Source organism: Roseococcus sp. GW821-FHT12F05 (genome assembly GCF_058806835.1).
Window position 1 is genome coordinate 505339 of record NZ_JBXAQB010000002.1, and the last position, 26602, is coordinate 531940.

The 26602-nt window shown below is 71.9% G+C and carries 26 protein-coding genes and 1 riboswitch; of the genes, 17 read left to right on the forward strand and 9 right to left on the reverse strand.

Translation table 11 applies throughout. The features are described 5' to 3' along the window. Nucleotides 1–81: 81 nt before the first annotated feature. The 4 genes from AC1ROY_RS07205 to lon all read left to right on the forward strand — a co-directional run bounded on the left by AC1ROY_RS07205 (nucleotide 82) and on the right by lon (nucleotide 4678). Complete coding sequence (locus tag AC1ROY_RS07205) at nucleotides 82–1470, forward strand: acyclic terpene utilization AtuA family protein (RefSeq protein WP_493147960.1); 1389 nt, start codon at nucleotides 82–84, stop codon at nucleotides 1468–1470. Continuing rightward, a complete protein-coding gene (locus AC1ROY_RS07210; protein ID WP_493147962.1) occupies nucleotides 1467–1790 on the forward strand; it encodes an AtuA-related protein in 324 nt (107 codons plus the stop codon). The genes AC1ROY_RS07205 and AC1ROY_RS07210 overlap by 4 nt, the downstream gene beginning before the upstream one ends. A gap of 100 nt (nucleotides 1791–1890) precedes the next feature. Then, entirely contained in the window at nucleotides 1891–2292 is a 402-nt protein-coding gene (locus AC1ROY_RS07215; RefSeq protein ID WP_493147964.1) for an Hsp20/alpha crystallin family protein, read from the forward strand. A 28-nt stretch (nucleotides 2293–2320) separates the two neighbouring features. Next, on the forward strand, nucleotides 2321–4678 hold the full coding sequence (gene lon, locus AC1ROY_RS07220; protein WP_493147966.1) for an endopeptidase La: 2358 nt from the start codon (nucleotides 2321–2323) through the stop codon (nucleotides 4676–4678). 62 nt (nucleotides 4679–4740) lie between these two features. Here the strand turns inward: lon and AC1ROY_RS07225 are convergent, their stop codons facing one another. Genes AC1ROY_RS07225 through AC1ROY_RS07245 form a run of 5 tightly spaced genes read right to left on the reverse strand, consistent with a single transcriptional unit; the run spans nucleotide 4741 to nucleotide 9643 of the window. Beyond that, nucleotides 4741–5433 carry an MBL fold metallo-hydrolase gene (locus AC1ROY_RS07225; protein ID WP_493147968.1) on the reverse strand — a complete coding sequence of 231 codons (693 nt, stop codon included), beginning with the start codon at nucleotides 5431–5433 and terminating at the stop codon, nucleotides 4741–4743. Next, nucleotides 5430–6275 carry a class I SAM-dependent methyltransferase gene (locus AC1ROY_RS07230; RefSeq protein WP_493147969.1) on the reverse strand — a complete coding sequence of 282 codons (846 nt, stop codon included), beginning with the start codon at nucleotides 6273–6275 and terminating at the stop codon, nucleotides 5430–5432. The genes AC1ROY_RS07225 and AC1ROY_RS07230 overlap by 4 nt, the downstream gene beginning before the upstream one ends. 7 nt (nucleotides 6276–6282) lie before the next feature. Then, entirely contained in the window at nucleotides 6283–7509 is a 1227-nt protein-coding gene (locus AC1ROY_RS07235; protein WP_493147971.1) for an LLM class flavin-dependent oxidoreductase, read from the reverse strand. 55 nt (nucleotides 7510–7564) lie between these two features. Next, nucleotides 7565–8452, reverse strand: coding sequence for a DMT family transporter (locus tag AC1ROY_RS07240; RefSeq protein WP_493147973.1), 888 nt, complete (start codon nucleotides 8450–8452; stop codon nucleotides 7565–7567). A gap of 45 nt (nucleotides 8453–8497) precedes the next feature. Further along, nucleotides 8498–9643 (reverse strand): beta-propeller fold lactonase family protein, encoded by a 1146-nt coding sequence (locus AC1ROY_RS07245; RefSeq protein ID WP_493147975.1) that lies wholly within the window; start codon nucleotides 9641–9643, stop codon nucleotides 8498–8500. Nucleotides 9644–9777: 134 nt separating this feature from the next. Between AC1ROY_RS07245 and AC1ROY_RS07250 the strand changes: the two genes are divergently transcribed. The 4 genes from AC1ROY_RS07250 to AC1ROY_RS07265 all read left to right on the forward strand — a co-directional run bounded on the left by AC1ROY_RS07250 (nucleotide 9778) and on the right by AC1ROY_RS07265 (nucleotide 13754). Next, entirely contained in the window at nucleotides 9778–10776 is a 999-nt protein-coding gene (locus tag AC1ROY_RS07250; RefSeq protein WP_493147977.1) for a DUF4424 family protein, read from the forward strand. Between the two features lie 122 nt (nucleotides 10777–10898). Continuing rightward, entirely contained in the window at nucleotides 10899–11942 is a 1044-nt protein-coding gene (locus tag AC1ROY_RS07255; RefSeq protein ID WP_493147978.1) for a TRAP transporter substrate-binding protein, read from the forward strand. A 1-nt stretch (nucleotide 11943) separates the two neighbouring features. After that, nucleotides 11944–12432, forward strand: a complete 489-nt coding sequence (locus AC1ROY_RS07260; protein WP_493147979.1) for a TRAP transporter small permease — start codon at nucleotides 11944–11946, stop codon at nucleotides 12430–12432. Further along, nucleotides 12432–13754, forward strand: coding sequence for a TRAP transporter large permease (locus tag AC1ROY_RS07265; protein WP_493147981.1), 1323 nt, complete (start codon nucleotides 12432–12434; stop codon nucleotides 13752–13754). Before AC1ROY_RS07260 ends, AC1ROY_RS07265 begins: the two co-directional genes overlap by 1 nt. Before the next feature lie 38 nt (nucleotides 13755–13792). On the opposite strand, the gene AC1ROY_RS07270 is transcribed toward AC1ROY_RS07265, so the two are convergent. Beyond that, entirely contained in the window at nucleotides 13793–14266 is a 474-nt protein-coding gene (locus AC1ROY_RS07270; protein ID WP_493147983.1) for a 6,7-dimethyl-8-ribityllumazine synthase, read from the reverse strand. Between the two features lie 85 nt (nucleotides 14267–14351). Continuing rightward, nucleotides 14352–14506: riboswitch (FMN riboswitch) on the reverse strand. Nucleotides 14507–14614: 108 nt separating this feature from the next. Here AC1ROY_RS07270 and pcaH point away from each other — a divergent pair. From pcaH to AC1ROY_RS07315, 9 genes are all read left to right on the forward strand, one after another. Next, nucleotides 14615–15325, forward strand: coding sequence for a protocatechuate 3,4-dioxygenase subunit beta (gene pcaH, locus AC1ROY_RS07275; protein ID WP_493147985.1), 711 nt, complete (start codon nucleotides 14615–14617; stop codon nucleotides 15323–15325). Further along, on the forward strand, nucleotides 15322–15855 hold the full coding sequence (gene pcaG, locus AC1ROY_RS07280; protein ID WP_493147987.1) for a protocatechuate 3,4-dioxygenase subunit alpha: 534 nt from the start codon (nucleotides 15322–15324) through the stop codon (nucleotides 15853–15855). Before pcaH ends, pcaG begins: the two co-directional genes overlap by 4 nt. Nucleotides 15856–15858: 3 nt before the next feature. Continuing rightward, complete coding sequence (gene pcaB, locus AC1ROY_RS07285; protein WP_493147988.1) at nucleotides 15859–17205, forward strand: 3-carboxy-cis,cis-muconate cycloisomerase; 1347 nt, start codon at nucleotides 15859–15861, stop codon at nucleotides 17203–17205. A 71-nt stretch (nucleotides 17206–17276) separates the two neighbouring features. Continuing rightward, the gene (locus tag AC1ROY_RS07290; protein WP_493147990.1) at nucleotides 17277–17486 is read left to right on the forward strand and encodes a TOBE domain-containing protein; all 210 of its coding nucleotides are present in this window, start codon (nucleotides 17277–17279) and stop codon (nucleotides 17484–17486) included. Then, nucleotides 17486–18511 (forward strand): ABC transporter substrate-binding protein, encoded by a 1026-nt coding sequence (locus AC1ROY_RS07295; RefSeq protein WP_493147991.1) that lies wholly within the window; start codon nucleotides 17486–17488, stop codon nucleotides 18509–18511. The genes AC1ROY_RS07290 and AC1ROY_RS07295 overlap by 1 nt, the downstream gene beginning before the upstream one ends. 92 nt (nucleotides 18512–18603) lie before the next feature. Beyond that, nucleotides 18604–19587, forward strand: coding sequence for a FecCD family ABC transporter permease (locus AC1ROY_RS07300; RefSeq protein ID WP_493147993.1), 984 nt, complete (start codon nucleotides 18604–18606; stop codon nucleotides 19585–19587). Next, nucleotides 19580–20341 carry an ABC transporter ATP-binding protein gene (locus AC1ROY_RS07305; RefSeq protein WP_493147995.1) on the forward strand — a complete coding sequence of 254 codons (762 nt, stop codon included), beginning with the start codon at nucleotides 19580–19582 and terminating at the stop codon, nucleotides 20339–20341. The genes AC1ROY_RS07300 and AC1ROY_RS07305 overlap by 8 nt, the downstream gene beginning before the upstream one ends. Nucleotides 20342–20482: 141 nt before the next feature. After that, nucleotides 20483–20824 (forward strand): GCG_CRPN prefix-to-repeats domain-containing protein, encoded by a 342-nt coding sequence (locus AC1ROY_RS07310; RefSeq protein ID WP_493147997.1) that lies wholly within the window; start codon nucleotides 20483–20485, stop codon nucleotides 20822–20824. Between the two features lie 47 nt (nucleotides 20825–20871). Continuing rightward, nucleotides 20872–21357, forward strand: coding sequence for a hypothetical protein (locus tag AC1ROY_RS07315; RefSeq protein ID WP_493147998.1), 486 nt, complete (start codon nucleotides 20872–20874; stop codon nucleotides 21355–21357). Nucleotides 21358–21414: 57 nt separating this feature from the next. Here the strand turns inward: AC1ROY_RS07315 and AC1ROY_RS07320 are convergent, their stop codons facing one another. The 3 genes from AC1ROY_RS07320 to AC1ROY_RS07330 are packed head-to-tail and all read right to left on the reverse strand — an operon-like array spanning nucleotide 21415 to nucleotide 26578. Beyond that, nucleotides 21415–21789: a hypothetical protein gene (locus tag AC1ROY_RS07320; protein WP_493148000.1), complete on the reverse strand. Its 375-nt coding sequence runs from the start codon at nucleotides 21787–21789 to the stop codon at nucleotides 21415–21417. 11 nt (nucleotides 21790–21800) lie between these two features. Next, a complete protein-coding gene (locus AC1ROY_RS07325) occupies nucleotides 21801–24932 on the reverse strand; it encodes an efflux RND transporter permease subunit (protein ID WP_493148001.1) in 3132 nt (1043 codons plus the stop codon). Then, entirely contained in the window at nucleotides 24932–26578 is a 1647-nt protein-coding gene (locus AC1ROY_RS07330; protein ID WP_493148002.1) for an efflux RND transporter periplasmic adaptor subunit, read from the reverse strand. The genes AC1ROY_RS07325 and AC1ROY_RS07330 overlap by 1 nt, the downstream gene beginning before the upstream one ends. Between the last annotated feature and the right edge of the window lie 24 nt (nucleotides 26579–26602).

A 26602-nucleotide genomic window follows, 5' to 3' on the forward strand; every position in this document is an offset into this window, starting at 1 on the left:
GCTCCCGCGCGCGGAAAGGTTTCGTGCGCGCCGGATTGACGCACCGCCGTGCGAGACCAAGACTGCCGGCCGGAGGAGTTCATGACAGACAGCAGGTTCTTGGTCGGCAACGGCGCCGGTTTCTCGGGCGACCGCGTCGATGCGCCCCTCCCCGTGTTGAAGACCCTCATCGCCAGCGGCCTTCCCTCCGCGATGTTCTTCGAGACGCTCGGCGAGCGCACCGTGGCGCTGGCGCATCTGGAGAAGCGACGCGACCCCCATGCCGGCTACGAGCCGATGCTGGAGCGGCTGCTCGATCCCATCCTGGCGCTCGCCAAGCAGCACGGCATCCCGCTGCTCGGCAACTGGGGCGCGGCCAATCCGCCGGCCGCCGCTCGCGCCGTCGCGAAGCTGGCGATGGAGAAGGGCCTGCCCGACCTGCGCATCGCGCTGGTCGAGGGCGACGACGTCACCGGCCTCGTCGCCGGCGGGCAGCTCCCGGTGCACGAGGCCGATGCGGGCCTCGACATGGGCGCGTGGAAGCTCATCGCCGCCAATGCCTATATCGGCGCGGAGCCGCTGGTGGAGGCGCTGGCCCAGGACGCGGATGTCGTCGTCGCCGGCCGCACCAGCGATCCCGCGCTCGCCATCGCGCCGCTCGCGCATCACTTCGGCTGGCGCTTCGACGACTGGGACCGGCTGGCGCTGGGCGCCGCCACCGGCCACCTGCTGGAATGCGGCAGCCAGGTCACCGGCGGCGTCTTCTGGGATCCCGGCTTCAAGGACATCCCCGACCCCGCCAACATCGGCTTCCCCATCGCCGAGGTGACGGCGGATGGCGGCCTCGTCATCACCAAGGCCGAAAACACCGGCGGCCTCGTCGACCTGCGCACCATCAAGGAGCAGCTGCTCTACGAGCTGCACGACCCCTCGCACTACATCACGCCCGACGTCGTGCTCGACATCAGCCAGTGCCGCGCCGAGCAGGTCGGCAAGGACCGCGTCGCCCTGCACAACCTCCGCGGCCATGCGCGCCCCGACACGCTCAAGGTCACCGCGAGCTTCGAGGGCAGCTGGCTCGGCGAGGGCGAGGTCTCCGTCGCCGGCCCCAACGCGCTCGCCCGCGCCCGCGCCACCGCCGAGGTGCTGCTGCAGCGCATGAAGGTCCGCGGCCTCGACATCGTGCGCGCCCGCGCGGATCTGATCGGCGTCGCCAGCGTGCACGACAGCGATGCCGGCGCGCTCTGGCGCAGCTATGCCGGCCCCGAGCCCGAGGACATCCGCATCCGCCTCGCCGTCGAGGCCCACACGCGCGACGACGCCGACCAGGCCTCGCGCGAGGTGCTGGCCATGCTCTGCTGCGGCACCGCCGGCACGGGCGGCGCGCGGTGGCGCGTCACGCCGCGCATCCTCACCCGCAGCCACCTCGTGCTGCGCGAGCGCGTGCCGACGCGCGTGACCGTGCGCACCGCCAAGGAGATCGCCGGATGAGCACCGTCCTGCTCCACGAGATCGCCCACAGCCGGGCCGGCGACAAGGGCAACCGCCTCAACATGTCGCTGATGCCCTACAAGCCCGAGCACTACGCCCTCATCGGCGAGCAGGTCACCGCCGACCGCGTGCTGGCGCTCTTCACCCATCGCGGCGCCACCTCCTGCACGCGCTACGACCTGCCGGGCCTGCACGCCTACAACTTCGTGGTGGACGAGGTGCTGGAGGGCGGCGTGAACGGCAGCCTCAACCTGGACGGCCACGGCAAGACCAACTCCTTCCGCCTGCTGTCGCTGACGGTGGAGCTGCCCGAAGACTGAGTTGAACGGGCCTCGGATCGACACATTCCTACCAGCGGCCTAGCGTGATCCCGGCTTATATCCCGGGTTGACGGGGCCCGGATCCAGCGGAGTGGCGAGCATGCGGCGTGACGATCAGGGCTGGATGTGGTCCGAGGCCCTCGCGATGCTGACGCGGGCCGAGCACCTGCACCGGCAGTTCTTCCAGCCCCGCGGCGCGACGCGCGAGGCGGCCTGGGAGCCGCCGGTGGACGTGCTCGAGCTGGAGCACGAGGTGCTGATCCTGGTCGCCCTGCCCGGCGTGGACCCCGAGCAGGTCGAGGTCGCGATCGAGGGCGCGACGCTCGTCTTCTCGGGCCGCCGCACCCTGCCCGCCGCGCTCCGCACCGCCGTCATCCACCGGCTGGAGCTTCCGCAGGGCCGCTTCGAGCGGCGCGTGCCGCTGCCCGCCGGCAGCTACGTGGCGGTGGAGCGCAGCGCCGCGAACGGCTGCCTGCTGCTCAGCCTCCGCAAAGCCGGCTGACCGCGCCGCAGCACTGGAGAATAGATCGATGTCACAGGAAAACGGCGCGTCCGGCGAGGCGAAGCCCGACACGCTGCTCATCCTTCCCGTCCGCAACATGGTGCTGTTTCCCGGCACCGTCTTCCCGATCGCCCTCGGGCGCGAGCGCTCGATCAAGGCCGCGCAGCAGGCCCTGCGGGAGGAGCGGCCGGTCGGCGTGCTCATGCAGCGCGACGGCGAGCAGGCCGAGCCCGCCGCGCTCGACATGCACCGCATCGGCACGGTCGCGAACATCCTGCGCTACGTGAACGCGCCCGACGGCACCCACCACCTCGTGCTGCAGGGCGAGCAGCGCTTCCGCGTGCTGGAGTTCACGCAGGAGCAGCCGTACTTCATGGCCCGCATCGCGCGCATCGAGCAGGTGGAGATCCAGACGCCCGAGCTCGAGGCGCGCATGCTCCATCTGCGCCAGCAGGCGCTGGAGGCGCTGCAGCTCCTGCCGCAGGTCCCGCAGGAGCTGATCGGCGCCGTGCAGGCCTCGAATTCCCTGGGCGCCCTCACCGACCTCGTCGCCGCCTATCTCGACATGGCTCCGAACGAGCGGCAGGAGCTGCTGGAGACCAGCGACGTCTCGGTGCGGATGGACCGCGTCGCGCGCATCCTGGCCCAGCGCATCGAGGTGCTGCGGCTGACGCAGGAGATCGGCCGGCAGACCAAGGCCACCTTCGACGACCGCCAGCGCGAGGCGGTGCTGCGCGAGCAGATGGCCGCGATCCAGCGCCAGCTCGGCGAGGGCGACGGCCGCGGCCCCGAGGTCGCGGAGCTCACCCAGGCGATCACGGACGCGAAGATGCCGCCCGAGGTCGAGGAGACCGCCCGCAAGGAGCTGCGCCGCTACGAGCGCATGCCCGAGGCCGCGGCCGAGGCCGGCATGGTCCGCACCTATCTCGACTGGCTGATCGCCCTGCCCTGGTCCATCCCCGAGGAGAAGCCGATCGACATCGAGGAGGCTCGGCGCATCCTGGACGCCGACCATTTCGGGCTGGAGAAGATCAAGCAGCGCATCATCGAGTACCTCGCCGTCCGCAAGCTCGCGCCCCAGGGCAAGGCGCCGATCCTCTGCTTCGTCGGCCCGCCCGGCGTGGGCAAGACCTCGCTCGGCCAGTCCATCGCCCGCGCCATGGACCGCCCCTTCGTCCGCGTGAGCCTCGGCGGCGTGCATGACGAGGCCGAGATCCGCGGCCATCGCCGCACCTATATCGGCGCCCTGCCCGGCAACATCATCCAGGCCATCCGCAAGGCGAAGTCGCGCAGCTGCGTGATGATGCTCGACGAGATCGACAAGATGGGCAGCGGCGTCCAGGGCGATCCCTCCGCCGCCATGCTGGAGGTGCTCGATCCCGAGCAGAACGGCACCTTCCGCGACAACTATCTCGGCGTGCCCTTCGACCTCTCGCGCATCGCCTTCCTCACCACGGCCAACATGCTCGACACCATCCCCGGCCCGCTGCGCGACCGCATGGAGATCATCAGCCTCGCCGGCTACACGGAGAACGAGAAGCTGCAGATCGCCCGGCGCTACCTGCTGCGCCGCCAGCTCGAGGCGAACGGCCTCACCGCCGAGCAGGTCGAGATCGACGACGGCGCGCTGCGCCACGTCATCCACGACTACACGCGCGAGGCCGGCGTGCGCGGGCTGGAGCGCGAGATCGGCCGCGTGCTGCGCAACGCCGCCGTCCGCGTCGCCGAGGGCCGCACGGCCGCGGTGCGCATCACCGCGGAGGATCTCCCGCCCATCCTCGGCCAGCCGCGCTTCGAGAACGAGGTGGCGATGCGCACCAGCATCCCCGGCGTCGCGACCGGCCTGGCCTGGACGCCCGTGGGCGGCGACATCCTCTTCATCGAGGCCACGCGCATCCCCGGCAAGGGCGCGCTGATCCTGACGGGACAGCTCGGCGAGGTCATGCGCGAGAGCGCGCAGGCCGCGCTCAGCATCGTGAAGAACCGCGCGGCCTCGCTCGGCATCGACGCGACGCTCTTCGCCAGCAGCGACATCCACATCCACGTGCCCGCCGGCGCCACGCCGAAGGACGGGCCGAGCGCGGGTGTGGCGATGTTCATGGCGCTCACCTCGCTCCTCACCGGCCGCACCATCCGCAACAACACGGCCATGACCGGCGAGATCAGCCTGCGCGGCCTCGTCCTGCCCGTGGGCGGCATCAAGGAGAAGGTCGTCGCCGCGGCCGCCGCCGGCATCACCCGCGTGATGCTGCCGGCGCGCAACCGGCGCGACTACGACGACGTCCCGCAGGACGCGCGCGACCGGCTCGAATTCGTCTGGCTGGAGAAGGTGGACGACGCGGTGGCCGCCGGACTGGACGAGAGCGCGGAACTGGTGGCGGATTAGCGAGAGGGGCTCCGCCCCTCTCGCGCTCTCCCCGCCAGGGCTTTATGCCCTGGACCCCGATACTATCGCATCACCAGAGGAAACGCCTGGCCGTCATCCCAGGTGATGCTGTCGCCCTCCTTGTAGATCGTCGGGAAGTGGCCAGGGACGATCACGTCGGCCATGCGCATGATCGTGTCGATGCTGGCAGCCGCCACCTCCGGCGTGTCGAAGGAATGGTCCACGCGGCGCCGCAGCGCCTCCTTCGGGAACTTGATCGCGTCGCCCGCCAGCACCGTCGTCCTCCCGTCCGCTCCCGACAGCGCCAGCGCCTGGCAGCCCGGCGTATGGCCCGGCGCCTGGAAGTACCGGATCCCAGCCGAAAGCTCGCCCGAGCCCTCCAGCAGCGTCAGGTCGTATTTGGAAAACTGCTCCTTGATCATCCAGGGCACCCAGTCGTCGCCGGGATGCGGGTTATCGACGTAATCCCACTCCGCCCGGCTCACGAAGACCTTCGTGCTGGTCGGGAACATGTCGATGTTCAGCGCATGGTCGTGGTGCAGATGGGACATGTAGATCCGCGTGATGTCCGAGGGCGCGAGCCCGCGCTCCTTCAGCCCCACGCGGATCATCTCGCGCGCGACCGTGCCGCCCACGTCGAAGAGCATCGGCCCCTCCGCCGTATGGACCAGCGTGCAGTTGGAGATGGCGATGTAGCCGACCTCCAGCTTGGCGCTGCTGCCCGTCACGAGGACGTCGTAGGTGGGGTGGGTCATGCCTGTCCCTTCAGGGGTTTGCGCGCCGTGAGGCGGATGCCGCCGAGGCCGCCGCTTTCGTAGAGCCGCGCGATGACCGAGTAGAATCGCTCCTGCGCGGCATAGGCGCCCTCGCCGTGGATGCGCGCATAGGCTTCGTGGTTCGCGCGCCACAGCGCCAGCCGCTCCAGCGCAAAGGGGTGCCAGTCGGGCGTCAGATCCGTCGCGGCGACAGCGGCGAAGCCGGCTTTCCGCAGATCCGCGACGTAGCCGTCCAGGCTGCTCATCGAGATCCCGAACACGACCTCGCGGAGGTCGCGCCGCTCGTCAGGCGAGAACTCCCCGCGAAGGCAGAGGTCCTCGATGTAGCAGCCGCCTCCCGGATGCAGCGCGCCCGCGAGCCGTGCCAGCAGCCGCGGCCGGTCCGGGATGTGCAGCACGGCCAGCCAGCTCACCACCGCATCGAAACCGCCCTCCGGCAGGGAGACGGTCAGCGCGTCGCCGCAGATATGGGTGACGCGCCCGTCGAGCCCGGCGCGCCGCGTGAGATCGGCGGCGATGGCATGCAGCTCCGGCTGCAGCTCCACCGCGGTCACATGGCAGCCCGTCCGCTCCGCCAGCCGCCGCGCCGGCCCGCCGACGCCGGAGCCGATGTCCAGCACCCGGCTGTCCGGCCCCAGCCCGAGCGGCGCGATCGCCGCATCGACGGCCTCCACGCCGTGATAGTGCCACTGGTCGAGGTCGAGCAGCTGCTCCGGCGGGATCGGATCGTCGGGGCCGATGCCGCGCGCGGCCAGGCCCCGGGCGACCCGGTCCAGGTTCGTGTAGAGCGGCATGGCCGCGATGCCGGGCGCTCCGGGCACGGCGGCCTCAGTCGCCCGGCTGGCGCTCGCGCAGCTTCAGCCGCTCCATGTCCGGGACGTCCTGGCCGGCGTCCACGAAGGCCTGCTTCAGCGCCTGGAGATTCGGCGCGAAGATGCCCTCGCGGTTCGCCACGCACCATTCGCGGCTCTCGGTCTGCATGCGCAGGCTGCCCTGGAAGCGCGGCATGACCCAGCGCGCGAAGAGCTCGAAGCTGCGCAAGGTCTGCTCGCGGTCCGCCCATTCATGCGCGCGGAAGAGGATGCCGCCGGCGCCGTAGGCGCCTGTTTTTTCGTCCCTTGGGCCGCCGTCGGTGAAGGCGAGCAGGCGCTCGATCCCCTGGGCCACCGTCTCGGGGCTGCCGACCAGCGTGGTGCCGGCCTTGAGCCCGTCGCGCAGCGGCTCCTCGGAGCGCGTGGGCGGGCGCCCCAGCACCTCGCCGAAATAGTCCTCGGTCTCGATGCGCTCGCCGATCTTCACCTCGCGGATGGCGCGCTCGTCATCTTCCGCGCAGTGGAGGTTGACCACGAGGCGCCAGTCGGCACGGCTCATGGTCTTGCCGTGCTTGGCCGCCTCGGCCTCGCCCATGCGCCACTGCTCCGCGAGCTTCTGCGGCCCGCCGGGCAGGCCGGCGCCGAGCGAGATCAGGCCCAGCCCATGCTTGGCCGCCGCCAGCACGCCAGAGGGCGTGGTCGAGGAGGCCACCTTGATGTCCATGTGCGGATAGCTGTAGGGCGCCAGGTGCAGCCGCGCCTGCCGCAGCTCGAACCACTCGGTCTTCATGGTGACCGGCTCCTCGCAGGCGAGGAGCTTCATGATGGCCGCGAGCGACTCCTCCATGCGGGGGCGCTGGTTCTTCGCCTCCAGCCCCATCATGTAGGCGTCGGAGACCAGCGCGCCCGGCCCGCAGCCGAGCATGGCGCGGCCGCGCGTCATGTGGTCGAGCTGCACGAAGCGCTGCGCGACCAGGAAAGGGTGGTGGTAGGGCAGGCTCGTCACGCCCGAGCCCAGCTTGATGTGCTTCGTGCGCTCGGCCGCCGCGGCGATGATGAGCTCCGGGCTCGCGATGGTCTCCCATCCCGCGGAATGGTGCTCGCCGATCCAGGCCTCGTCGAAGCCCAGCGAGTCCAGCGCCACCAGCAGGTCGATGTCGCGATGGATGGCGAGTGTGGGATTGTCGCCGAGCCTGTGGAAGGGGGCGAGGAAGATGCCGAACTTCAAACCGGCATGGGCCATTGGAACGAGCTCCCGGATGCGTTGGCGACAAGGCTGACCGCTCGGTCGGCTCAGGTCAACGCTTCCACACCACCAATGCCACGCCGAAGGCAGCGACGGCCGTGCCCGCGATCGCCAGCGGCGCCATCACGTCGCCCAGCACGCCCCAGGCGATGAGCCCCGCCAAGGGCGGCACCAGGAAGAACACGGAGGAGGCCCGCGCCGCCTCGCCGTGCCTCAGCATCGCGAAGAGCAGCGACAGCGAGATCAGCGAGTTCACGAAGACCAGATAGGCCAGCCCCACGAAGAACTGCGGCGCCAGCTCCACGCGCATCGTCTCCAGCGTCGCGGCGAGCGGCAGCGTCGCGATCAGCGCGACGGCGCACATCACGAGGTTCGCCGTGACGAGGTCGGTGCCGCGGCCCGACCTGCGCTCCAGCAGCGCGCCGCAGGTCATCACGGTCAGCGACCCCAGCGCGAAGAACAGCCCGATCCAGCCGCTCGCCGCCAGCCCCGAGCCCGAGACGATCACCAGCGCCGCCCCCGCCATGCCCAGCAGCAGCCCGATCCATCCGCGCGTGCCGACGGGAGGATCGCCGATCACGCCCGGCGCCAGCAGCGCCACCAGCACCGGCTGCAGCCCGATCAGCAGCGCGATCGTCCCTGCCCCCATGCCATGGGACATGGCGAGGTTCATGCAGGCGAAATAGGCGAACTGCACCAGCAGCCCCATGCGGACGAGGTGCAGGATCGTCGCCCGGCTCGGCCGCGCCGGCCGCAGGATCAGCCAGAGCGGCCCCAGCAGCGCGACCACCACGGCATAGCGCAGCACCTGCAGGGTCAGCGGCTCGACATAGGGCAGGCAGAGCTTGATGGCCGTGAAGCCGCCCGACCAGAGCGAGACGAAAAGGATGGGCGCGGCCGTCAGCCAGGCGGGGCGCGGCGGCGTGCCCGGGGCGCTCATGCGGGCGCCCCGGGCTTCGTATCGGAAGCTATGATGCTGACATCCTCACCGGTCCGCGGTCCGCAGCGCCGAAGGGCCGCCCTCGATGCGGACGCGCTCGGGCCGCGTGGTCAGCGTGCGGCCGTCGAAGTCGAGCACCTGGATCTCCCGCTCCACCATGTTCTGCACGAAGATCCGGTTGCCCTCGTTGTTGAACACCACGCCCTGCGCCCAGGTGCCGACCTCGGCGCTGGCGACGCGGACGAGGCGCCCGTCCTCGATGCGCAGCATGACCACCTGTCCGCGACCGCGCAACGGGTGCCCCTGCGGCCGGTTGGAGCCGTTCATGACGGTCACCGCGATGTGGCGGTTGTCCGGGCTGACCTGCACCGCCTCGGGCGTCGGGCCCACGGTGATCGTGTCCACGACGCGGAAGGGCTCCGATGTCAGCGAGATGAGGCTTACCGTGTCGGCGTCGCCCGTGCCGCGCCCGACATTGCCGACCGCCGCCCAGCGCCCGTCGCGCGTGATGCCCATGGCATAGGGCCGGATGCCGACGCTGATGTCGCGGCCGGCCAGCGAGACGTTCTCGCCCTCGACGCGCAGCACCGTCACCATGAAATCGCCGTCGCGGGTGACCAGGGCGAAGCGGCCGTCCGGCGTGAACTGCGCGTGGCTGACGCCCGAGGCCGGCGGGCCGACGGTCAGCGTGGAGACGGGCGCGAGGCGGCCGTCGGCGATGCGGAAGACGCTCACCGTGCCGGCGTTGCGGTTGGCGACCAGCGCCAGCGTCCCGGCCCGGTTGACGGACACGCCCGAGGCCCCTGCCCCGGCCTCCAGCGTCTGCACGACCGCGGGAGGATTGGCGCGCAGGTCGATGACCGAGAGCCGGTTGTCCGGCGTGATGGCCGTCGGATTGGCCGGGTCGATCTTCTGGGCCGAGGCGGCGAGGCCGAGCCGCTCGTCCGGCGTGATCGCCACCGAGAGCGGCGGCCCCACCACCGATTGCGGCGCCGGCACCGTCGCCACGATCCGCGGCGGCGTGGCGCCGAGGTCGAGGATGGCGATGTTGTCCGGCGCCGGGTTCGGCAGGGTGCGGACGGTGCCGTTCTCCAGCACCTGCTTGTTGTCGTTGCCGGACAGCGCGAGCTGGGCGGAGGCCGAATCGGCCAGCAGCAGCGCGGTGCCGGCCGCGAGCACGGTCTTGATCATGGTGTTCTCCCTCGTCCGGGGTCTCTCGCCCCGCGCGCCCAGCCTAGAACGGGGCCGGAACGAGCGCCACCGCGGCTGCGCGCTTGATTCATGCCGGCCCACGGCGAAGATGGGCCGGGATCAGGGAGAGACACGTGCCGCCAGCCGCCCTCCGCCGCGCGACGCTCGGCCTCGCCACCGCGTTGGGGCTGCTGGCCGCCGCGCCCGCCCGCGCCAACGACAGCACGGCCGCCATCGGCATCGGCGGCCTGACGCTCACCCGTTCCGAGGCGATCCGCCTCGACCAGGAGGAGCTGTTCATCAGCCGCGAGCAGGTGCGGGTGAACTACGTCTTCACCAACACGACCGGCCGCGACATCGAGACGCTGGTCGCCTTCCCGCTGCCCGACATCGTCCACAGCCCCATCACCCGGGTGCCGGACTACGTGCGGGAGCTGAATTTTCGCACTGTCGTGGACGGCCAGCCGGCCCGGCTTGAGCTCGTGCAGCGGGCGAGCTTCAAGGGCCGGGACATCACTGACCGGCTTCGGAGCCTCAACCTGCCGCTGGTGGGCGCCGGCGACGGCCTCTCGGCCGCGGTGAACGCGATGCCCGCCGCGGCGCGCGCCGCGCTGGAGCGCGAGGAGCTGCTCATCGACGGCGGCACCAATGGAAGAATGCAGTTCTGGGACGCGCTCTGGACCACGCACACGACGGTCACGCGACGCCAGGTCTTCCCGGCCTCGCGCAGCATCCGCGTCGAGCACAGCTACGTGCCCTTCGTCGGCGGGCGGGTCGGCGGCTATCTCAACCCCGACCAGCGCCGCTCGCCCGAGTTCCGCGCGCAGCGCGGGCGGCAATGCATCGACGACGATTTTCTCGCGGGCCTCGACCGCCGCCGGGCCGCGATGCCCCGCGGCGACGACCCCGGCTATGGGGAGGTCTGGCTGCAATACGTGCTGCGCTCGGGCGCCAACTGGGCGGGCCCCATCCGCGACTTCCGGCTGGTGGTGGACAAGGGCAATCCCCGCTCGCTGATCAGCTTCTGCGGGACCGGCGTCCGGCGCCTCGACGACCGGCGCTTCGAGGTCCGCTACAGGGATTTCACGCCCGACCGGGACCTGGACATCCTGATCCTCGACTTCGCGCGCTGAAGCGGGATGACCGAAGGCGCAAGGCGCCGAAGGTCTGAATCCCGCGACAATATCTAGAGGCTTCCACCGCCTCGGCCATCCGGGCAAAAGAAGGGCCACAAGAAACCGGGAGGCCCGAATCCATGACGACACGCCGCACGGCGCTGCTGGGCGGGCTTGCCGCGCCTGCGATCCTCGGGATTCCGCGCGCCCGGGCGCAGGAGGTCACGCTCCGCCTGCACCACTTCCTTCCCGCCGTCGCCAACGTCCACCGCCACTTCCTGCAGCCCTGGGCCCAGAAGATCGGTACGGAGAGCGGGGGGCGGATCCGCATCCAGATCTTCCCGGCGATGCAGCTCGGCGGCGCCCCGCCGCAGCTCTACGACCAGGCGAAGGACGGCGTGGTCGACATCGTCTGGACCCTGCCCGGCAACACGCCCGGCCGCTTCCCCTCCATCGAGGTGATCGAGCTGCCCTTCGTCGCGCACAAGCGGGCCAGCGTGAACGCGCGCGTGGTGCAGCAGCTCTACGAGACGCGCTTCCGCCAGGAATTTTCCGACACGCACCTCCTCTGCGCCTGGGCGCATGACGCGGGCGTGATCCACTCCCGCCGCGAGGTGAAGCGGCAGGAGGACCTCAACGGCCTGAAGCTGCGCTTCCCCTCGCGCCAGGCCGGCGAGGCGCTGCGTGCGCTGGGCGCCGCGCCCATCGGCCTGCCCATCCCGCAGGTGCCCGAGGCGCTGGCGCAGGGCGCGATCGACGGCGCCGTGGTGCCCTGGGAGGTCGTGCCCTCCATCCGCCTGCACGAGACGCTGCGCAACCACACGGAGATCGCGGGCAGCCCCACCTTCTACACCGCGAGCTTCGTGCTCGCGATGAACAAGGCGAGGTACGAGGGCCTGCCGGCCGAGCTCCGCGCCGTGCTCGACGCCAACAGCGGCCAGGTGGCGGCAGCGATGGCGGCCCCCGTCTGGGACGTGCAGGGGCCGATCGTCGAGGCCATGGTCCGCCGCCGCGGCAACGCGATCTTCGAGCTGCCGGAGGAGGAGCGCGCGCGCTGGGCGCGCACCACCCAACCCGTCATCGACAACTGGGTGCGCGCCATGGCCGAGCGCAACATCCAGGGCGGCGCGCTGCTCGAGGAGGCGCGGGCGCTGATCGCTCAATACGGCCAAGGGGTCACATAGCTTGCGTGACCTGAGGGTGGAGCAGCGCGGCCCCGTCGCCCGCATCGCGGCCGCGCTGGCGCTCGCCGGCGGCACCGTGCTGCTGGCGACGGCGCTACTGACCACGCTCTCGGTGCTGCTGCGCTGGTTCACCAGCCAGCCGATCAACGGCGATTTCGAGCTGGTCTCGCTCGGCTCCGGCCTCGCCGTGCTCGGATTCCTGGCCTGGGGCACGGTCACCCGCTCCAACATCCTGGTGGACAGCTTCACCACCTGGCTCCCGGCCCGGGTGAACGGCGTGCTGGACGCGATCTGGAGCCTCGCCTGGGCCGCGACGACGCTGCTCATCGCCGAGCGCATGGCCCGCGGCGCGATCGACACCTGGGCCAACAACATGCGCACCATGGGGCTGCTGGCCCTGCCCTACTGGTGGGCCATCGCCTTCGGCGCGCTCTGCTTCGCGCTCGCCGGCATCGCGGCGCTGCTGGCCATTCCGAAGCTGTTGCGCTGATGGCGCCGGAATTCCAGCTCGCGGCGGCGGGCTTCGCCGGGCTGCTGCTGCTGATCGTGCTGCGGGCGCCCATCGCGCTCGCCATGCTGATCGCCGGCGCCGTCGGCTACGTCCACATCCTCGATGCGGCGGCGCTGTTCAACTACCTCAAGACCACGCCCTACCACCTCTTCGCCAGCTACACGCTGAGCGTCATCCCGCTCTTCATCCTGATGGGCTCGCTGGCCGAGCGCGGCGGCCTGGCGCGCGACCTCTTCGCCGCCGCCAATGCCCTGCTGGGCCGTCGCCCCGGCGGGCTCGCCATGTCCGTGATCGGCGCGAGCGCGGCCTTCGGCGCGGTCTGCGGCAGCTCGGTCGCGACCACCGCCACCTTCGGCCGCGCCGCCCTGCCGGAGCTGCTGCGCTACGGCTACGCGCCCGGCTTCGCCACCGGCACCATCGCGGTCGGCGGCACGCTCGGCATCCTCATCCCGCCCTCGGTGATCCTGGTGGTCTACGGCATCAGCACCGAGCAGAACGTCGCCAGGCTCTTCATGGCCGCGCTCATCCCCGGCCTGCTCGCGACCGCCTTTTATCTGTTCGCCATCGCGCTCTGGATGCGGCGAAGCCCCGAGCTCGGCCCGCCCGCGCCGCCGCTGGAGCCGGGCGAGCGCCGCCGCGCCTTCCGCAACGTCATCCCGGTGCTCGGCATCGCCGTGCTGGTCATCGGCGGGATCTACGGCGGCGTCTTCACGCCCACGGAATCCGCGGGGGTCGGCTGCATCGGCGTGCTCGCCATCGGCCTCGCCCGGCGCAGCCTGGACCTCCGCCAGATCCGCACCGCGCTGCTGGCCACCGCTGAGACCACGGCGATGATCTTCGCCATCCTCCTCGGCGCGGAGATCTTCAACGCCTTCCTCGCCCTCACCCAGGCGCCGGACCTGCTGGCGCAATGGGTCACCGGACAGGAGTTTTCGCCCTACGGCGTGCTGGTGGCGCTGCTGCTCACCTACCTCGTCCTCGGCGCGGTCATGGACGAGCTGGCGATGATTCTGCTCACCCTGCCCGTCTTCTTCCCCGTCGTGACAGCGCTCGACTTCGGCCTGACGGGCGAGGAGACCGCCATCTGGTTCGGCATCCTGGTGCTGATCACCGTCGGCATCGGACTCACGGCGCCCCCCATCGGCCTCAACGTCTTCGTCGTCTCCGCGATCGCGCGGAACGTGCCCATCGCGCAGACCTATCGCGGCGTGCTGCCCTTCCTGGCCACGGACCTGATCCGCCTCGCCCTCTGCGTGGCCTTCCCGGCGTTGAGCCTGTGGCTCGTGCGATTGCTGACATAGGGTCCGGGCCGACGACGGATACCGCCGGCCCGGCCGTTTCAGGCGGCCTTCCTCACGCCGGACAGCACGGCCAGCGCCGCCACCGTGTCGAGGCAGGCCGTCGCCGCCTCCTTCCCCTTCACGAGGAAGTGGTCGCTGAAGAAGCGCTGGTGCTCCTCGTGCTCGTGAAAATGCTGCGGCGTCAGCACCGCGGAGATCACCGGCACCTCCGTCTCCAGCTGCACGCGCATCAGCGCGTCGATCACGGCGCTCGCGACGAACTCATGCCGGTAGATTCCGCCATCCACGACCAGCCCGCAGGCCACGATGGCGGCGTAGCGGCCGGACCGCGCCAGCAGCTTGGCATGCAGCGGGATCTCGAAGGCGCCCGGCACCGTATGGACGTCGATGCGACCCGCCGGCACGCCGCGCCGGGCCATCTCCGCCAGGAAGGCTTCGCGCCCCTGGCCGACGATGTCCCGGTGCCAGCCGGACTGGATGAAGGCGAAACGGGTGTTGTCAGTCTGATTCATGCTTCCCTCTTCGGGTTGAGACCTGAATCAGGGCGCACGAGTCCTTACCAATCCAACCGCAAGCGCGATCGGGCCGGCAACGACATCGCGCTCTCTTCCATCCGGACTGTGACCGTCGGCTCCGGGATCGCACCGGATCTGCTGACCCCGTCCTCCCGAGGGGAAACGGGCGCTCGCGGGCTGAGGCGATCGCTCGCCATCACCGCCGGTGGGGAGTTTCGCCCCGCCCTGAGAACGCTTGCCCAGGAGACATCCCCTGAGCAGGTGCAACATTGTCCCGGAGGCGTGACTTGGCAACCGGATCACGCGGTTTGATGACACTCCCCTGAACCCCTTAGAGTGGCGCGCATGTCCGATCCGATCCCCTATGGTCGCGCCGCCCCCGGCACCCAGCCGCCGCTCGACAGCCCCTCCTACGGCAGCACCCACCGACGAGCGCCCAGACAGCAGCCCATCCGCGCCCCCTTCACCCTGACCGAGGCCACCTCCCCCCGCTTCGCCCTGCCCTCCCACACCGACATGTCCGTGGTCGAAGGCCACGCCGCGATGGGCGAACGCATCATCGTCGCCGGCCGCGTGCTCGACGAGCGCGGCACGCCGCTGCGGGGCAGCATGGTCGAGGTCTGGCAGGCCAATGCCGCCGGCCGCTATCACCACATCCGCGACCAGCACGACGCGCCGCTCGATCCGCACTTTTCCGGCCAGGCGCGCGTCTTCACCGACGACGAGGGCTGGTACCGCTTCACGACCATCCGCCCCGGCGCCTATCCCTGGCGCAACCACCACAATGCCTGGCGTCCCGTGCACATCCATTTCAGCCTCTTCGGCCAGGGCTTCGCGCAGCGGCTCATCACCCAGATGTATTTTCCCGGCGATCCCCTGCTGGCGCTGGACCCCATCTTCCTCGCCACCGCCGACGAGGAGGCGCGCAACCGCCTCGTCGCGAATTTCGACCTGGACGTCACCCAGCCCGAATTCGCGCTCGGCTACCGCTTCGACATCACGCTCCGCGGCCCCTCGGCAACCCCCTTCGAAGACGGCCATGGGGACCACGCATGAGCACCGCGCACCAGACCGCCGGCCCCTACTGGCATCTCATCGACTTTCCGGAGTGGGCCGACCTCCTCCGCGCGGACGGCCCCAATGCCGGCGCGCAGGGCGAGCGCATCACCCTCCAGGGCACCGTGACCGACGGCGACGGCGCACTGGTCACCGACGCCATGATCGAGATCTGGCACGCCGATCCCCAGGGCCGCTACGACGGCGCCTTCCAGGGCTTCGGCCGCTGCGCCACCGACGCCGAGGGCAGCTTCCGCTTCACCACCCTCAAGCCCGGTCCCGTTCCCGGCCGCGGGAACACCCTGCAGGCGCCGCACGTGCAGATCGCGATCTTCGCGCGCGGCCTGCTCCAGCACCTCACCACGCGCCTCTACTTCGCCGACGAGCCCCTGAACGAGAGCGACCCGCTCCTCTCGCTCGTGCCCCCCGAGCGGCGCTGCACCATGATCGCAACCCCGGTCATCCCCGGAACCTGGCAGCTCGACATAAGGCTGCAGGGCGGGGCGGAAACCGTCTTCCTGGATATCTGAGCCATGCCCGTGAATCCCGCCGACTCGCCCGTGATGGGCGCGCTCTACGGCACCGATGCCATGCGCGCCGCCATGGGCGAGCGCGCCTTCCTCCAGCGCATGCTCGACTTCGAGGCCGCGCTGGCCCGGGCGCAGTCCAAGCTCGGCATCGTGCCGCCGGCCGCCGCCGGCGCCATCACCGAGGCCGCCTCGGTCGACCGGCTCGACTTCGCGGCGCTGGCCGAGGCCACGCGCAACACCGGCTATCCCGTCGTGGGGCTGGTGAAGCAGCTCACCGCCGCCTCCGGCCCCGATGCCGGCCGCTGGACGCATTGGGGCGCCACCACGCAGGACGTGATGGACACCGCCGTGGTGCTGCAGATGCGGCAGGGCTTCGCGCTCATCCGCGGCGAGCTGCTGGAGCTGAACGGCGCGCTGGCCGCGCTCGCGAAGCGCCACCGCGGCACCATCATGGCCGGGCGCACGCATCTCCAGCACGCCCTGCCCGTGACCTTCGGCTACAAGGTCGCGGTCTGGCTCTCGCCGCTCATCACCATGGTCGAGCGGCTGGACCAGCTCCGCCCGCGCGTGGAGCGGCTGGAATTCGGCGGCGCGGCCGGCACGCTGGCCTCGCTGGGCAGCCAGGGCATCGCCGTGCAGCGCGAGCTCGCCCGGGAGCTCGGCCTCGCCTGCCCGGACATCCCCTGGCACGTCGCGCGCGACGGCATCGGCGAGGCGATCAACTTCCTCGGCCTCGTCTGCGGCTCGCTCTCGAAGGTCGCGACCGACGTGATGCTCCTCATGCAGACCGAGGTCGCCGAGGTGAACGAGCCCCATGTCTTCGGCCGCGGCGGCAGCTCCACCATGCCGCAGAAGCGCAACCCCATCTCCTGCGAGTACATCATCGCCCAGTCGCGCGGCGTGCACGCGCTGGTGCCGCAGGTGCTCGCCGCCATGGCGCAGGATCTGGAGCGCGGCACCGGCCCCTGGCAGGCGGAGCTGCTGGCCATCGGCCAGGCCTTCAACCTCACCCATGGCGCGCTGGTGCAGGCCCGCTTCCTGGCCGAGGGCCTGGTGGTGGACCCCGCCCGCATGCTGAAGAACCTGGCCGCCACGGGCGGGCTCATCGCCTCGGAGCAGGTGATGATGGAGCTGGCCCCCGTGCTGGGCCGCGGCGAGGCGCACCACATCGTGAACAACGCCTGCGACGTCGCGATCGCCCAGGGCATCCCCCTGGCCCAGGCACTGCAGCAGTTCCCGGAGATCGCCTCGCGGCTGGAGCCGGCGCAGGTCGCGGCCATGTGCAACCCGGAGAACTACCTGGGCAGCACCATGACCTTCGTGGACCAGGTGCTCGAACGCATGCGCTGACCTGCAATGCGTGGCGTCCGGGCCGGAGATTCGCTATCTTCGGCCGGCCATAACCCTTCAGGGACGCCACGATGAGGATCTCCGCCCGCAACCAGATCGCCGGCACCGTGCTCGCCGTCACCAAGGGCGCCACGACCTCGCATGTGAAGCTCAGGCTCGCCGGCGGCGAGGTCATCACCGCCTCCATCACCAACGAGGCGGTCGACGAGCTCGGCCTCAAGGAGGGCATGCCGGCCACCGCCATCGTGAAGGCCTCCGACGTGATGATCGGCGTCGGCTGATGTTCCGCCGGGCGTTGCTGGCCTCGCTGCTGGCGTCCCCCGCCGCCGCGCGCGAGGTGCGCGACGCGGCGGGCCGCACGGCGGAGCTGGGCGAGCGCATCGCCCGCGTCTTCCCCGCCGGCCCTCCCGCTTCCGTGCTGCTCTACACCCTCGCGCCCGACCTCATGGCCGGCTGGCCCGGCCGCGTGCCCACCCCCGCCGACGCCGCCTTCCTGCTCGACGAGGCCGCGCGCCTCCCCGAGATCGGCCGCCTCACCGGCCGCGACAACAGCGCCAACATCGAGGCCATGCTGCGCAACCGGCCGGACCTCGTGCTCGACTACGGCAGCGTCACCGGCACCTATGTCAGCCTCGCCAACCGCGTGCAGCAGCAGACCGGCGTGCCGACGCTGCTGCTCGACGGCGCGCTGACGAAGATCCCCGAGACCTACCGCCTGTTGGGCGACATCCTCGGCCGCCGCGGGGACGGCGAGGAGCGCGCCAGGGCCGCCGAGGCCATCCTCGCGGAGGCGCAGACGCATGCCGCCGCGCTCGCCTCCCGCGGCCGCCCGCGTGTCCTCCACGTCCGCGGGCCGCGTGGGCTGGAGACGGGCCTCGCCGGCTCCATCAACACCGAGATCATCGAATTCGCCGGCGCCGAGAACGTGGCCGGCCGGGCGCTCGGCTCCGGCGGCATCACCCAGATCAGCCTCGAGCAGGTGGCCGCCTGGAACCCCGACTGGATCATCGCGACCCAGGCGTCCTTCGTCGCCTCCGCCCGGCAGGATCCGGTGTGGAGCACGCTGGCTGCCGTACGCGAGGGCCGGATCGTGGTGGGCCCCGGACAGCCCTTCGGCTGGCTCGACATCCCGCCCTCGGTGAACCGGCTGATCGGGTTGATCTGGCTGCCCGTGCTCTTCGGCCTCGCAGCGGCCGAGGGACTGGCGCAGCGCGTGAGCGACTTCCACGCGCTTTTCTACCATCGCCGCCCCGAGCCCGCGCAGATCGAGGCGCTGCTGCGCCCCGCACTTCCCGCGCGTGGCTGAGCGCAGCCTTGAGGGGCTCCGCCCCTCGTTGTCTCCGCTTCGCGGCCAACCCCCGGCAAGAACCTCAGGTTCTTGCATCTCCGATCAGTAAGATGCGCGGAACCGTCGCCTGGACGCTCGCGCTCGGCGCGTTGCTCGTGGCGATCCTGCTGGCCCTCTCTTTCGGCCGCTTCCCCATCGCGCCGGCCCAGCTCTGGGCCGTGCTGACGGGGCGCGAGGAAGGCCCGGCCGCCATCGTCTTCTGGAACGTGCGCGCGCCGCGCGTGCTGGCCGCGATCCTGGTCGGCGCCGCCCTCTCCGGCGCCGGCGCGGCCTTCCAGGGGATGTTCCGCAATCCCCTGGCCTCGCCCGACCTGCTCGGCGTCTCCGCCGGCGCCTCGCTCGGCGCCGTGCTCGGCATCTTCTTCGGCCTGCCCGTCGCGGCGATCCAGGGCCTCGCCTTCGCCTGCGGCATCGCCGCCGTGGCCGGCGTCGCGGGCCTCGCGGCGCTGGTGCGCGGCCGCGGCGACCCGACCCTTCTGCTCGTCCTGGCCGGCATCGCGCTGGGCTCGCTGGTGGGCGCGGGCATCTCGCTGCTGAAGGTGTTGGCCGATCCCTACAACCAGCTGCCCGCCATCACCTTCTGGCTGCTCGGCTCGCTCTCCGGCGTCACGCGCGGCGATCTCGTCGCGGCAGCCATCCCGGCAGTGGCAGGCCTCGCGATCCTCACCCTGTTGCGCTGGCGCCTGAACCTGCTGACGCTCGGCGAGGACGAGGCCCGCGCCCTCGGCGCCAACACCACGGCCCTGCGCGGCGCAGCCGTCGCGGGCGCCACGCTGGCCACCGCCTCCGTCACCGCGCTGGCCGGCTCGGTCGGCTGGGTAGGGCTGGTCGTGCCGCACATCGCGCGTCTCGTCGGCGGGCCGGACCTGCGGCGGCTGATCCCGCTCTCGATGCTGCTCGGCGCCGCCTTCCTGCTGCTCGTGGACACGCTGGCGCGCAACCTCGGCCGGACGGAGCTGCCGCTCGGCATCCTGACGGCGCTGCTGGGCACGCCGCTCTTCCTCTGGCTGCTGGCGCGAGGGCGCCATGCTTGAGGCGCGCGGCCTCGCCATCGGCCATGGCAAGCCGCTGCTGTCCGGGCTGAGCCTCGCCCTGCGACCCGGCGAGATCCTCTGCCTCCTCGGCCCCAACGGCGGCGGCAAGACGACCCTGCTGCGCACCCTGCTCGGCCTGCTGCCGCCGCTGGGCGGCGAGGTGATCCTGGACGAACGGCCGCTCTCTTCCTGGCCGCGCCGCGAGGTCGCGCGCCGTCTCGCCTATGTCCCGCAGGCCAGCTTCGGCGGCTTCGCCTATCCGGCGCGCGAGGTCGTCGCCATGGGCCGCGCCGCGCGCCTGCCGCTCTTCGCCGCCCCCGGCCGGGCCGACCGCGAGGCCGCCGAGGCCGCGCTCGCCCGCCTCTCCATCGCCCACCTCGCCGACCGTCCCGTGACGGAGCTCTCGGGCGGCGAGCGGCAGCTCGTCCTGGTCGCCCGCGCGCTGGCGCAGGAGGCGCGCGCCCTCATCCTCGACGAGCCCACCGCCGCGCTCGACTTCGGCAACCAGGCGCTGGTGCTGCGCGAGATCCGCGCGCTGGCGAAGCGCGACGGGCTCGCCGTGCTGATGACCACCCACCAGCCCGACCACGCGCTGATGCTGGCCGATTCCGCGCTGCTGCTCGCCCATGGCGCCGCCGAAGGTCCGCTGCCGCCCGCCGCCCTCATCACGGAAGACAGCCTGCGCCGCGCCTATGGCGTCGAAGCCGTGATCGGCGCCATCGGCACACGCAGCGTGGTCGCACCGATCCTGTAGCCCGGCATGATTTCCGCGCGGCATGACCAGAACTGGTGACGCCGGCCTTCCCGCGGACGTCTAGACACCGCACCGTCCTGGAGACGCATTGGGCGCCTCCAGCCGCGCCGGGGGTGCCGGCTCGTCGAACTGGAGGTTCTCATGCGGAACCTGCTTTGTGTCCTGGCCGCCGGTGCGGCCCATCTCGCGCTGGCAGCGACGCCCGCCACCGCCCTGACCGCCAACGCGGCCCCGTCCGCGCTCGTGCCCGAATCCCCGGCGGTCCAGATCGCCGAGGGCTGCGGTCCCGGCCGCTGGCGCGGGCCCTGGGGCGGCTGCCGCGGCGGCTGGGGGGGCGGCTACTATGCGCCTCCGGCCTACTACCCGCCGCCGCCCGCCTATTACGGCGGCAACGGCTGCCCGCCCGGCTTCTGGCATGGCCCCTGGGGCCATTGCCGCGACACGCCCTATCACGGGCGCCTGCCCGGCGGCGGCTGGAAATGACCCGGCGCGCCTTCCCCCTCCCGATCCTCCAGAGCGGAACATCCCCGATGAAGCTCCTCGCCCCGATCCTGGTCGCGACGGCCCTGCTGGCCGCGCCCCTCACCTCCCAGGCCCAGCCGGCGCCCGCCACCGCGCCGGCGATCCCCGAATGGACCGAGGCCGACGGCCGCGCCGTGCTGAACGCCCGGCTGGCCGCGCTGCGCACCGTCGCCGAGCTGACGCCGGCACAGGAGGCCCTCTGGGCGCCGGTCGAGGCCGCGATCCGCGAGATCTCGCAGGGCGCCATCGCCCGCCGCAACCAGCGCCAGGCCGTGGTGCCGGCGAGCTTCCTCGACGTGCTCGGCGCGATCGCCGACGGCGAGGAGGCCCGCGGCCGCGAGCTGCGGAAGTTCGTGAACGCGGCGCGGCCCTTCGTCGCCTCGCTCACCGACGCGCAGAAGCGCCGCATCCCCGCCTTCCTGGGCATGACCGACCATGGCGGCCCCGGCCAGCCCAGCGGCTCGCTCTGGCTCTTCGAGGACGAGGAGGGCTGAGAGCCCGGCGGCCGTCCGCGCCAGGTTCCATCCCGCCCGGCGCGGACGGCCCCGCGGCTACTCGATCACGAAGCGGCCCTGCAGCCGGTGGCCGTCCGCCAGCTGCCCCGTGAAGACGATGCGCGTGCCGGAAGCCAGCGGCGCCGGCACGCTGCCGGTGAGGCGGTTCGGCGCCGCGGCCTGCAGCGGAACGTTCACCGTCTGCCCGCCCGACTGCACCACCAGACGCCCGCTGGCGCCCTGGCTGCGCATCGGCCGGTTCCCGTCCATCAGGAACACCTGCGCCGCCGCGCCCGAGATCACGAGCTCGTAGCTGTGGCCGTGCTCGGTGGCGACCAGGCCGCCATTCGGGCCGCGCGGCGCCTGGGCGAGCGCCAACTCCGGAACGGGCAGCAGGGAGGCAGCGAACAGCGAGCGCCGTGTGAGGTTCATGGTCTTCTCCATCAATAGGCGGCCGAGGCCGCTTCGTGCGCCGGCCGGTCCGCGTGGTCCGCTTCCAGCCGTGCCAGGGCCCGGCGCCCGAAGCGCCGGATGAGCAGCGGTGTGAGCACCGCATCCAGGATCGTCGCGCTGATCAGCCCGCCGAAGATCGTGACCGCCACGGGGTGCAGGATCTCGCGTCCCGGCTCGCCCGCGCCGAAGAGCAGCGGGGTCAGCGCGAGGCCGGCCGAGAGCGCCGTCATCAGCACCGGCGCCACGCGCTCCTCGCTGCCGCGCAGGATGAGGCGGCGGCCCCAGCGCTCACCTTCGAAGAGCGCGAGGTTCAGCGTGTGGCTCACCTTCAGGATGCCGTTGCGCGCGCTGATGCCGGCCAGCGTGATGAAGCCCACCATGGACGCCACCGAGAGCGGCAGGCCGAAGAGCCACAGCGCCGCCACGCTGCCCGTCAGCGCCAGCGGGATGTTGCCCATGACGATCAGCGCCAGCGCCGCCGAGCGGTAGCGCGAGAGCAGCACCACGAAGACCAGCGCCAGCGAGGCCAGCGACAGCAGCCCGATGGTCCGCGCCGCCTCCTGCTGCGCCTGGGCATTGCCTTCGATCACGACGGAATAGCCCTCGGGCAGCGGCGCGGCCGCCAGCGCCGCGCGCATGTCGCGCACGATGGAGGCGGCATCCCTGATACCGTCCGTGTTGCCGGAGACGACGATGCGGCGCTGGCCGCCCTCGCGCAGGACCTGGTTGGGGCCGTCCACCTCCTCGACCGCGGCGATGAGGCGCAGCGGGATGAAGCCGCCCGGCGTGGCCACAAGCAGATCGCCCAGCCCCTCGGTCGTGCGGTCGCGGTCGGCGAGGCGCACCACCACGTCGAAGCGCCTGACACCGTCCACGATCTGCGAGACGATGCGGCCATTGGACAGGCCCTCCAGCGCCGTGTTCAGCGCGGCCGGCGTGATGCCGTAGAGCGAGGCCTGCGCGTAGTCCGGCAGCACGCGCAGCTGCGGGATGCGCACCTGCCGCTCCACCTGGAGGTCGACCAGGCCGGGGATGCCGGCGAAGCGCGTCCGCAACCCCTCGGCCAGCGTGCCGAGCGTGTCGAAATCCGGGCCGAACAGCTTCAGCGCGATCTCGGCCCGCACGCCCGAGAGCATGTGGTCCAGCCGGTGCTGGATGGGCTGCCCCAGGTTCAGCTGCGCCGGCAGCGGCGCCAGCCGCGTGCGGATGTCCGCCAGCACCGCCTCGCGGCCGCGCGCGGAGCGCCGCAGCGCCACGTCGAGCTCGCTGACATGCACGCCCTCGGCATGCTCGTCGAGCTCCGCGCGGCCGGTGCGGCGGCCCACGGAGATCACCTCCGGCACCTCCGCCACCAGCCCTTCGGCGAGCGCGCCGAGCCGGCTCGATTCCGGCAGCGAGATGCCCGGACGGAAGGAGAGCGTGACCAGCGCCGTCCCCTCGTTGAAGGACGGCAGGAAGGCGCGGGGCAGGTTCCACGCACCCCAGGCCGCGACGCCGAACATCAGCAGCACGGCGCCATGGACGACCCGCGGCGCCGCCATGCCCCGCAGCACGACCGCGCGGTTCAGCCGCTTCATCGTCCGCAGCACGAAGCTGTCCCGGCGATGCGCGGATTTGCGATGGCCCAGCAGCCAGTAGGCCAGCACCGGCGTCAGCGTGACCGAGACGACGAGGCTCGCCAGGATTGCCACGATGTAGGCCACGCCCAGCGGCGCGAAGAGCCGCCCCTCGATCCCCGGCAGCGCGAAGAGCGGCACGAAGACCAGCACCACGATGACCGTCGCGTAGACGATGCCCGAGCGCACCTCCTGGCTCGCCATGGCGACGACGGAGAGGATAGGACGTGGCTCCGGCAGCGCCGCATTCTCCCGCAGCCGGCGCAGGATGTTCTCCACGTCCACGACGGCGTCGTCCACCAGCTCGCCGATGGCGATGGCGATGCCGCCCAGCGTCATGGTGTTGATGGTCAGCCCCGCGAGGTGGAAGACCACCACCGTCGCCAGCACCGAGACCGGGATGGCCACCAGCGAGATCACCGTCGCCCTGATGTCCAGCAGGAAGAGGATCAGCACCACCGTCACGACCAGCGCCGCCTCCAGCAGCACGCGCTCCACGTTGCGGATGGAGGTCGCGATGAAGTCCGCCTGGCGGAACTGCACGCGCGTCGCCTCCATGCCAGCCGGCAGCCCGCGCTGGATCTCGGCCAGCGCCTCCTCGACGGCTTGCGTCACCGTGATGGTGTCCGCCCCCGGCTGCTTCTGCACGCCGACGATGACCGCCGGCCCGCCCATAAAGCCGGCATCGCCGCGCCGGGGACGCGCGGCGAATTCCACCGCCGCCACCTGGTGCAGCAGGATCGGCGCAGCCTGCCCCACCCGCAGCGCCACCGGCGTGTCACGCAGATCCTCGAGCCGCCGCGTGACGCCGAGGTTGCGGATCAGGTACTCCCGCCCCTGCTGGTCCACGAAGCCGCCGCCGGTATTGGCGCCGAAGCGCGACACCGCCGCCTCGATCTGCGAGGAGCTCACGTCCAGCGCCTGCATCGCCGCGGGATCGGGCGTCACGCGGTACTGCCGCACCTCGCCGCCGATCGGGATGACCTGCGCCACGCCCGGAATCGCCAGCAGCCGCGGGCGGATGGCGAAGTCCGCGGCCTCGCGCACCTCCATCGGCGTGGCGCCGCGCGCGGTGATGGCGACGAGCATGATCTCGCCCATGATGGAGCTGACCGGCCCCATCACCGGGTTCAGCCCCGTGGGCAGGCCGGCGCGCACCAGGCCCAGCCGTTCGGCGACGAGCTGGCGGCTGCGGTAGAGCTCCGCCGACCACTCGAACTCCACATAGACGATGGAGAGCGCAACGGCGGACACGGAGCGCACGCGCGCCACGCCGGGCATGCCGTTCATCGCGGTCTCGATGGGGAAGGAGACGAGGCGCTCCACCTCCTCGGGGGCGAGACCTTCGGCTTCGGTCAGCAGCGTGACGGTCGGGCGGTTGAGGTCGGGGAAGACGTCCACCGGCACCTTGGGCAGCACGAAGCTGCCATAGGCCATCAGGACGATCGCGGCGGCGAGGACGAGCAGGCGGTTGCGCAGGCTCGCGGAGACGAGGATGGCGAACATCAGCGGATCTGGTTCACGAGGCCGGCGCCCTGCACCACCACGCGCTCGCCCGGCGACAGCCCGGCCGCGACCAGCACGCGCGCGGCGTCGATCGGCTCGATGCGCACGGCGGCGGCGGAAAAGGTCTCGGGCTCCACATGGCGCCAGACGACGCTCTCGCCATTGGCCGCGCGCACCACGGCGGCGCGCGGCAAAATCAGCCCGCGCAGGTTCTCCGCGAGCCGCGCCACCACGCGCACCGGCTGCCCGAGCGACAGGCCCGCCGGCGCGTCCTCGATGCGGAACTGCACCAGCGTCGCCTGCTGCTGCAGCACCTGGCCGAAGCCCTGCAGCGTCAGCCGCATGGGCGCCCCGTCGCCCACCGCGGCGGTGGCGTCCTGCACCTCCAGCCGCGCGGCATCCGGCCCATAGACCAGCGCCTCCACCCAGAGCCCGCCGGGATCGAGGATCTGGAACAGGATGTCCTGCGCCTGCACCACCTGCCCCGCCACGACGCGCGCCACGGCGATGATCCCGTCCGCCGGCGCGCGGATGGCCTCGGGCTCGATGCGGTTCGCGCCGATCAGCGCGCGGCGGCGGCGCAGGCCGTCGAGCTCGATCTCGGTGTCGATGACCTGCACGCGCGTGCCGGCGCCGCTCGCGACCAGCGAGCGCGCGCGGTTCAGCCGCGCCTCGGCACCCGCGATAAGCTGGTCGATCTCGCCCGAGCGCTCGGCGATGGTGGTGCGGTCGGCGATGGGCAGCGGCGCCTCCACCAGCGCCAGCACGTCGCCGCGCCGGACCTGCTGGCCCAGGCGCGGCAGCCCGCCCTCGGGCGGCGTCACGCGCCCGCCGGCGATGCTCTGCGCGAGGCCGCCGCGGTTGGGATCGGCGACGACGCGGCCGACGAGCGTGACGGCGCGGCGCGCCTCCTCCTCACGCAGGGTGACGGTGCGCAGCTCCAGCAGCCGCTGGCTGACCTTGGGCAAGAAGACGGTGCCGTCCGGCAGGCGCTGCGGCGTGTCGACGGCGCCGGAGGAGGCGGGCTCGGCGGCGTGGTCGTGGCCCTCATGGGCCTGGGCGGGCGCCGCGGCCAGGGCGAGCAGCAGCGCGACGGCGACGCGGCGGCGACGCGGGCGCAGCAGCATGGCCAGCACGAAGCCGCCCACCACGCCGCCGCCGATCGGGAACCAGGGCCGGTGCGCGGCCCATTCCACCGCGGCCTGCCAGGGGTCGTCATGCGGGCCGGCATGCGGATCCGGCGGCGGCAGGGCCGGCAGCGTGCCGATCAGCAGGTCGTCGCCGATGGCGCCGGTGATGGCGAAGATCAGCTCGAAGGGCGTGCCGGTCGCCGCGAGGCGGTCCGAATGCAGGAGGTAGGTGCCGTCCGGCTGCGGCTCGGCGGGGATGCTGGCGTCGCCCAGCGTCGCCTCGATGCGGGCGTCGGTGACGGGGGCGTTGCCGTCGAAGCGGTCGAGCCAGAGGCGGAGATGGTCGGCCGATTCCCTGACGGCGACGAGTTCGTAGAGCTCCGAATGCACGGCGATGCGCGGCCGGGCGGGCGCGGAGGCGGCGGGCGCCTCGTCATGCCCCTCATGGGCGAGAGCGGGCGCAGAGACGATGAGCGCGCAGGCCAGGACGGCACGGCGCAGGACGCGATGGAACATGGAACGGGCCTTCCGGCGAGACGC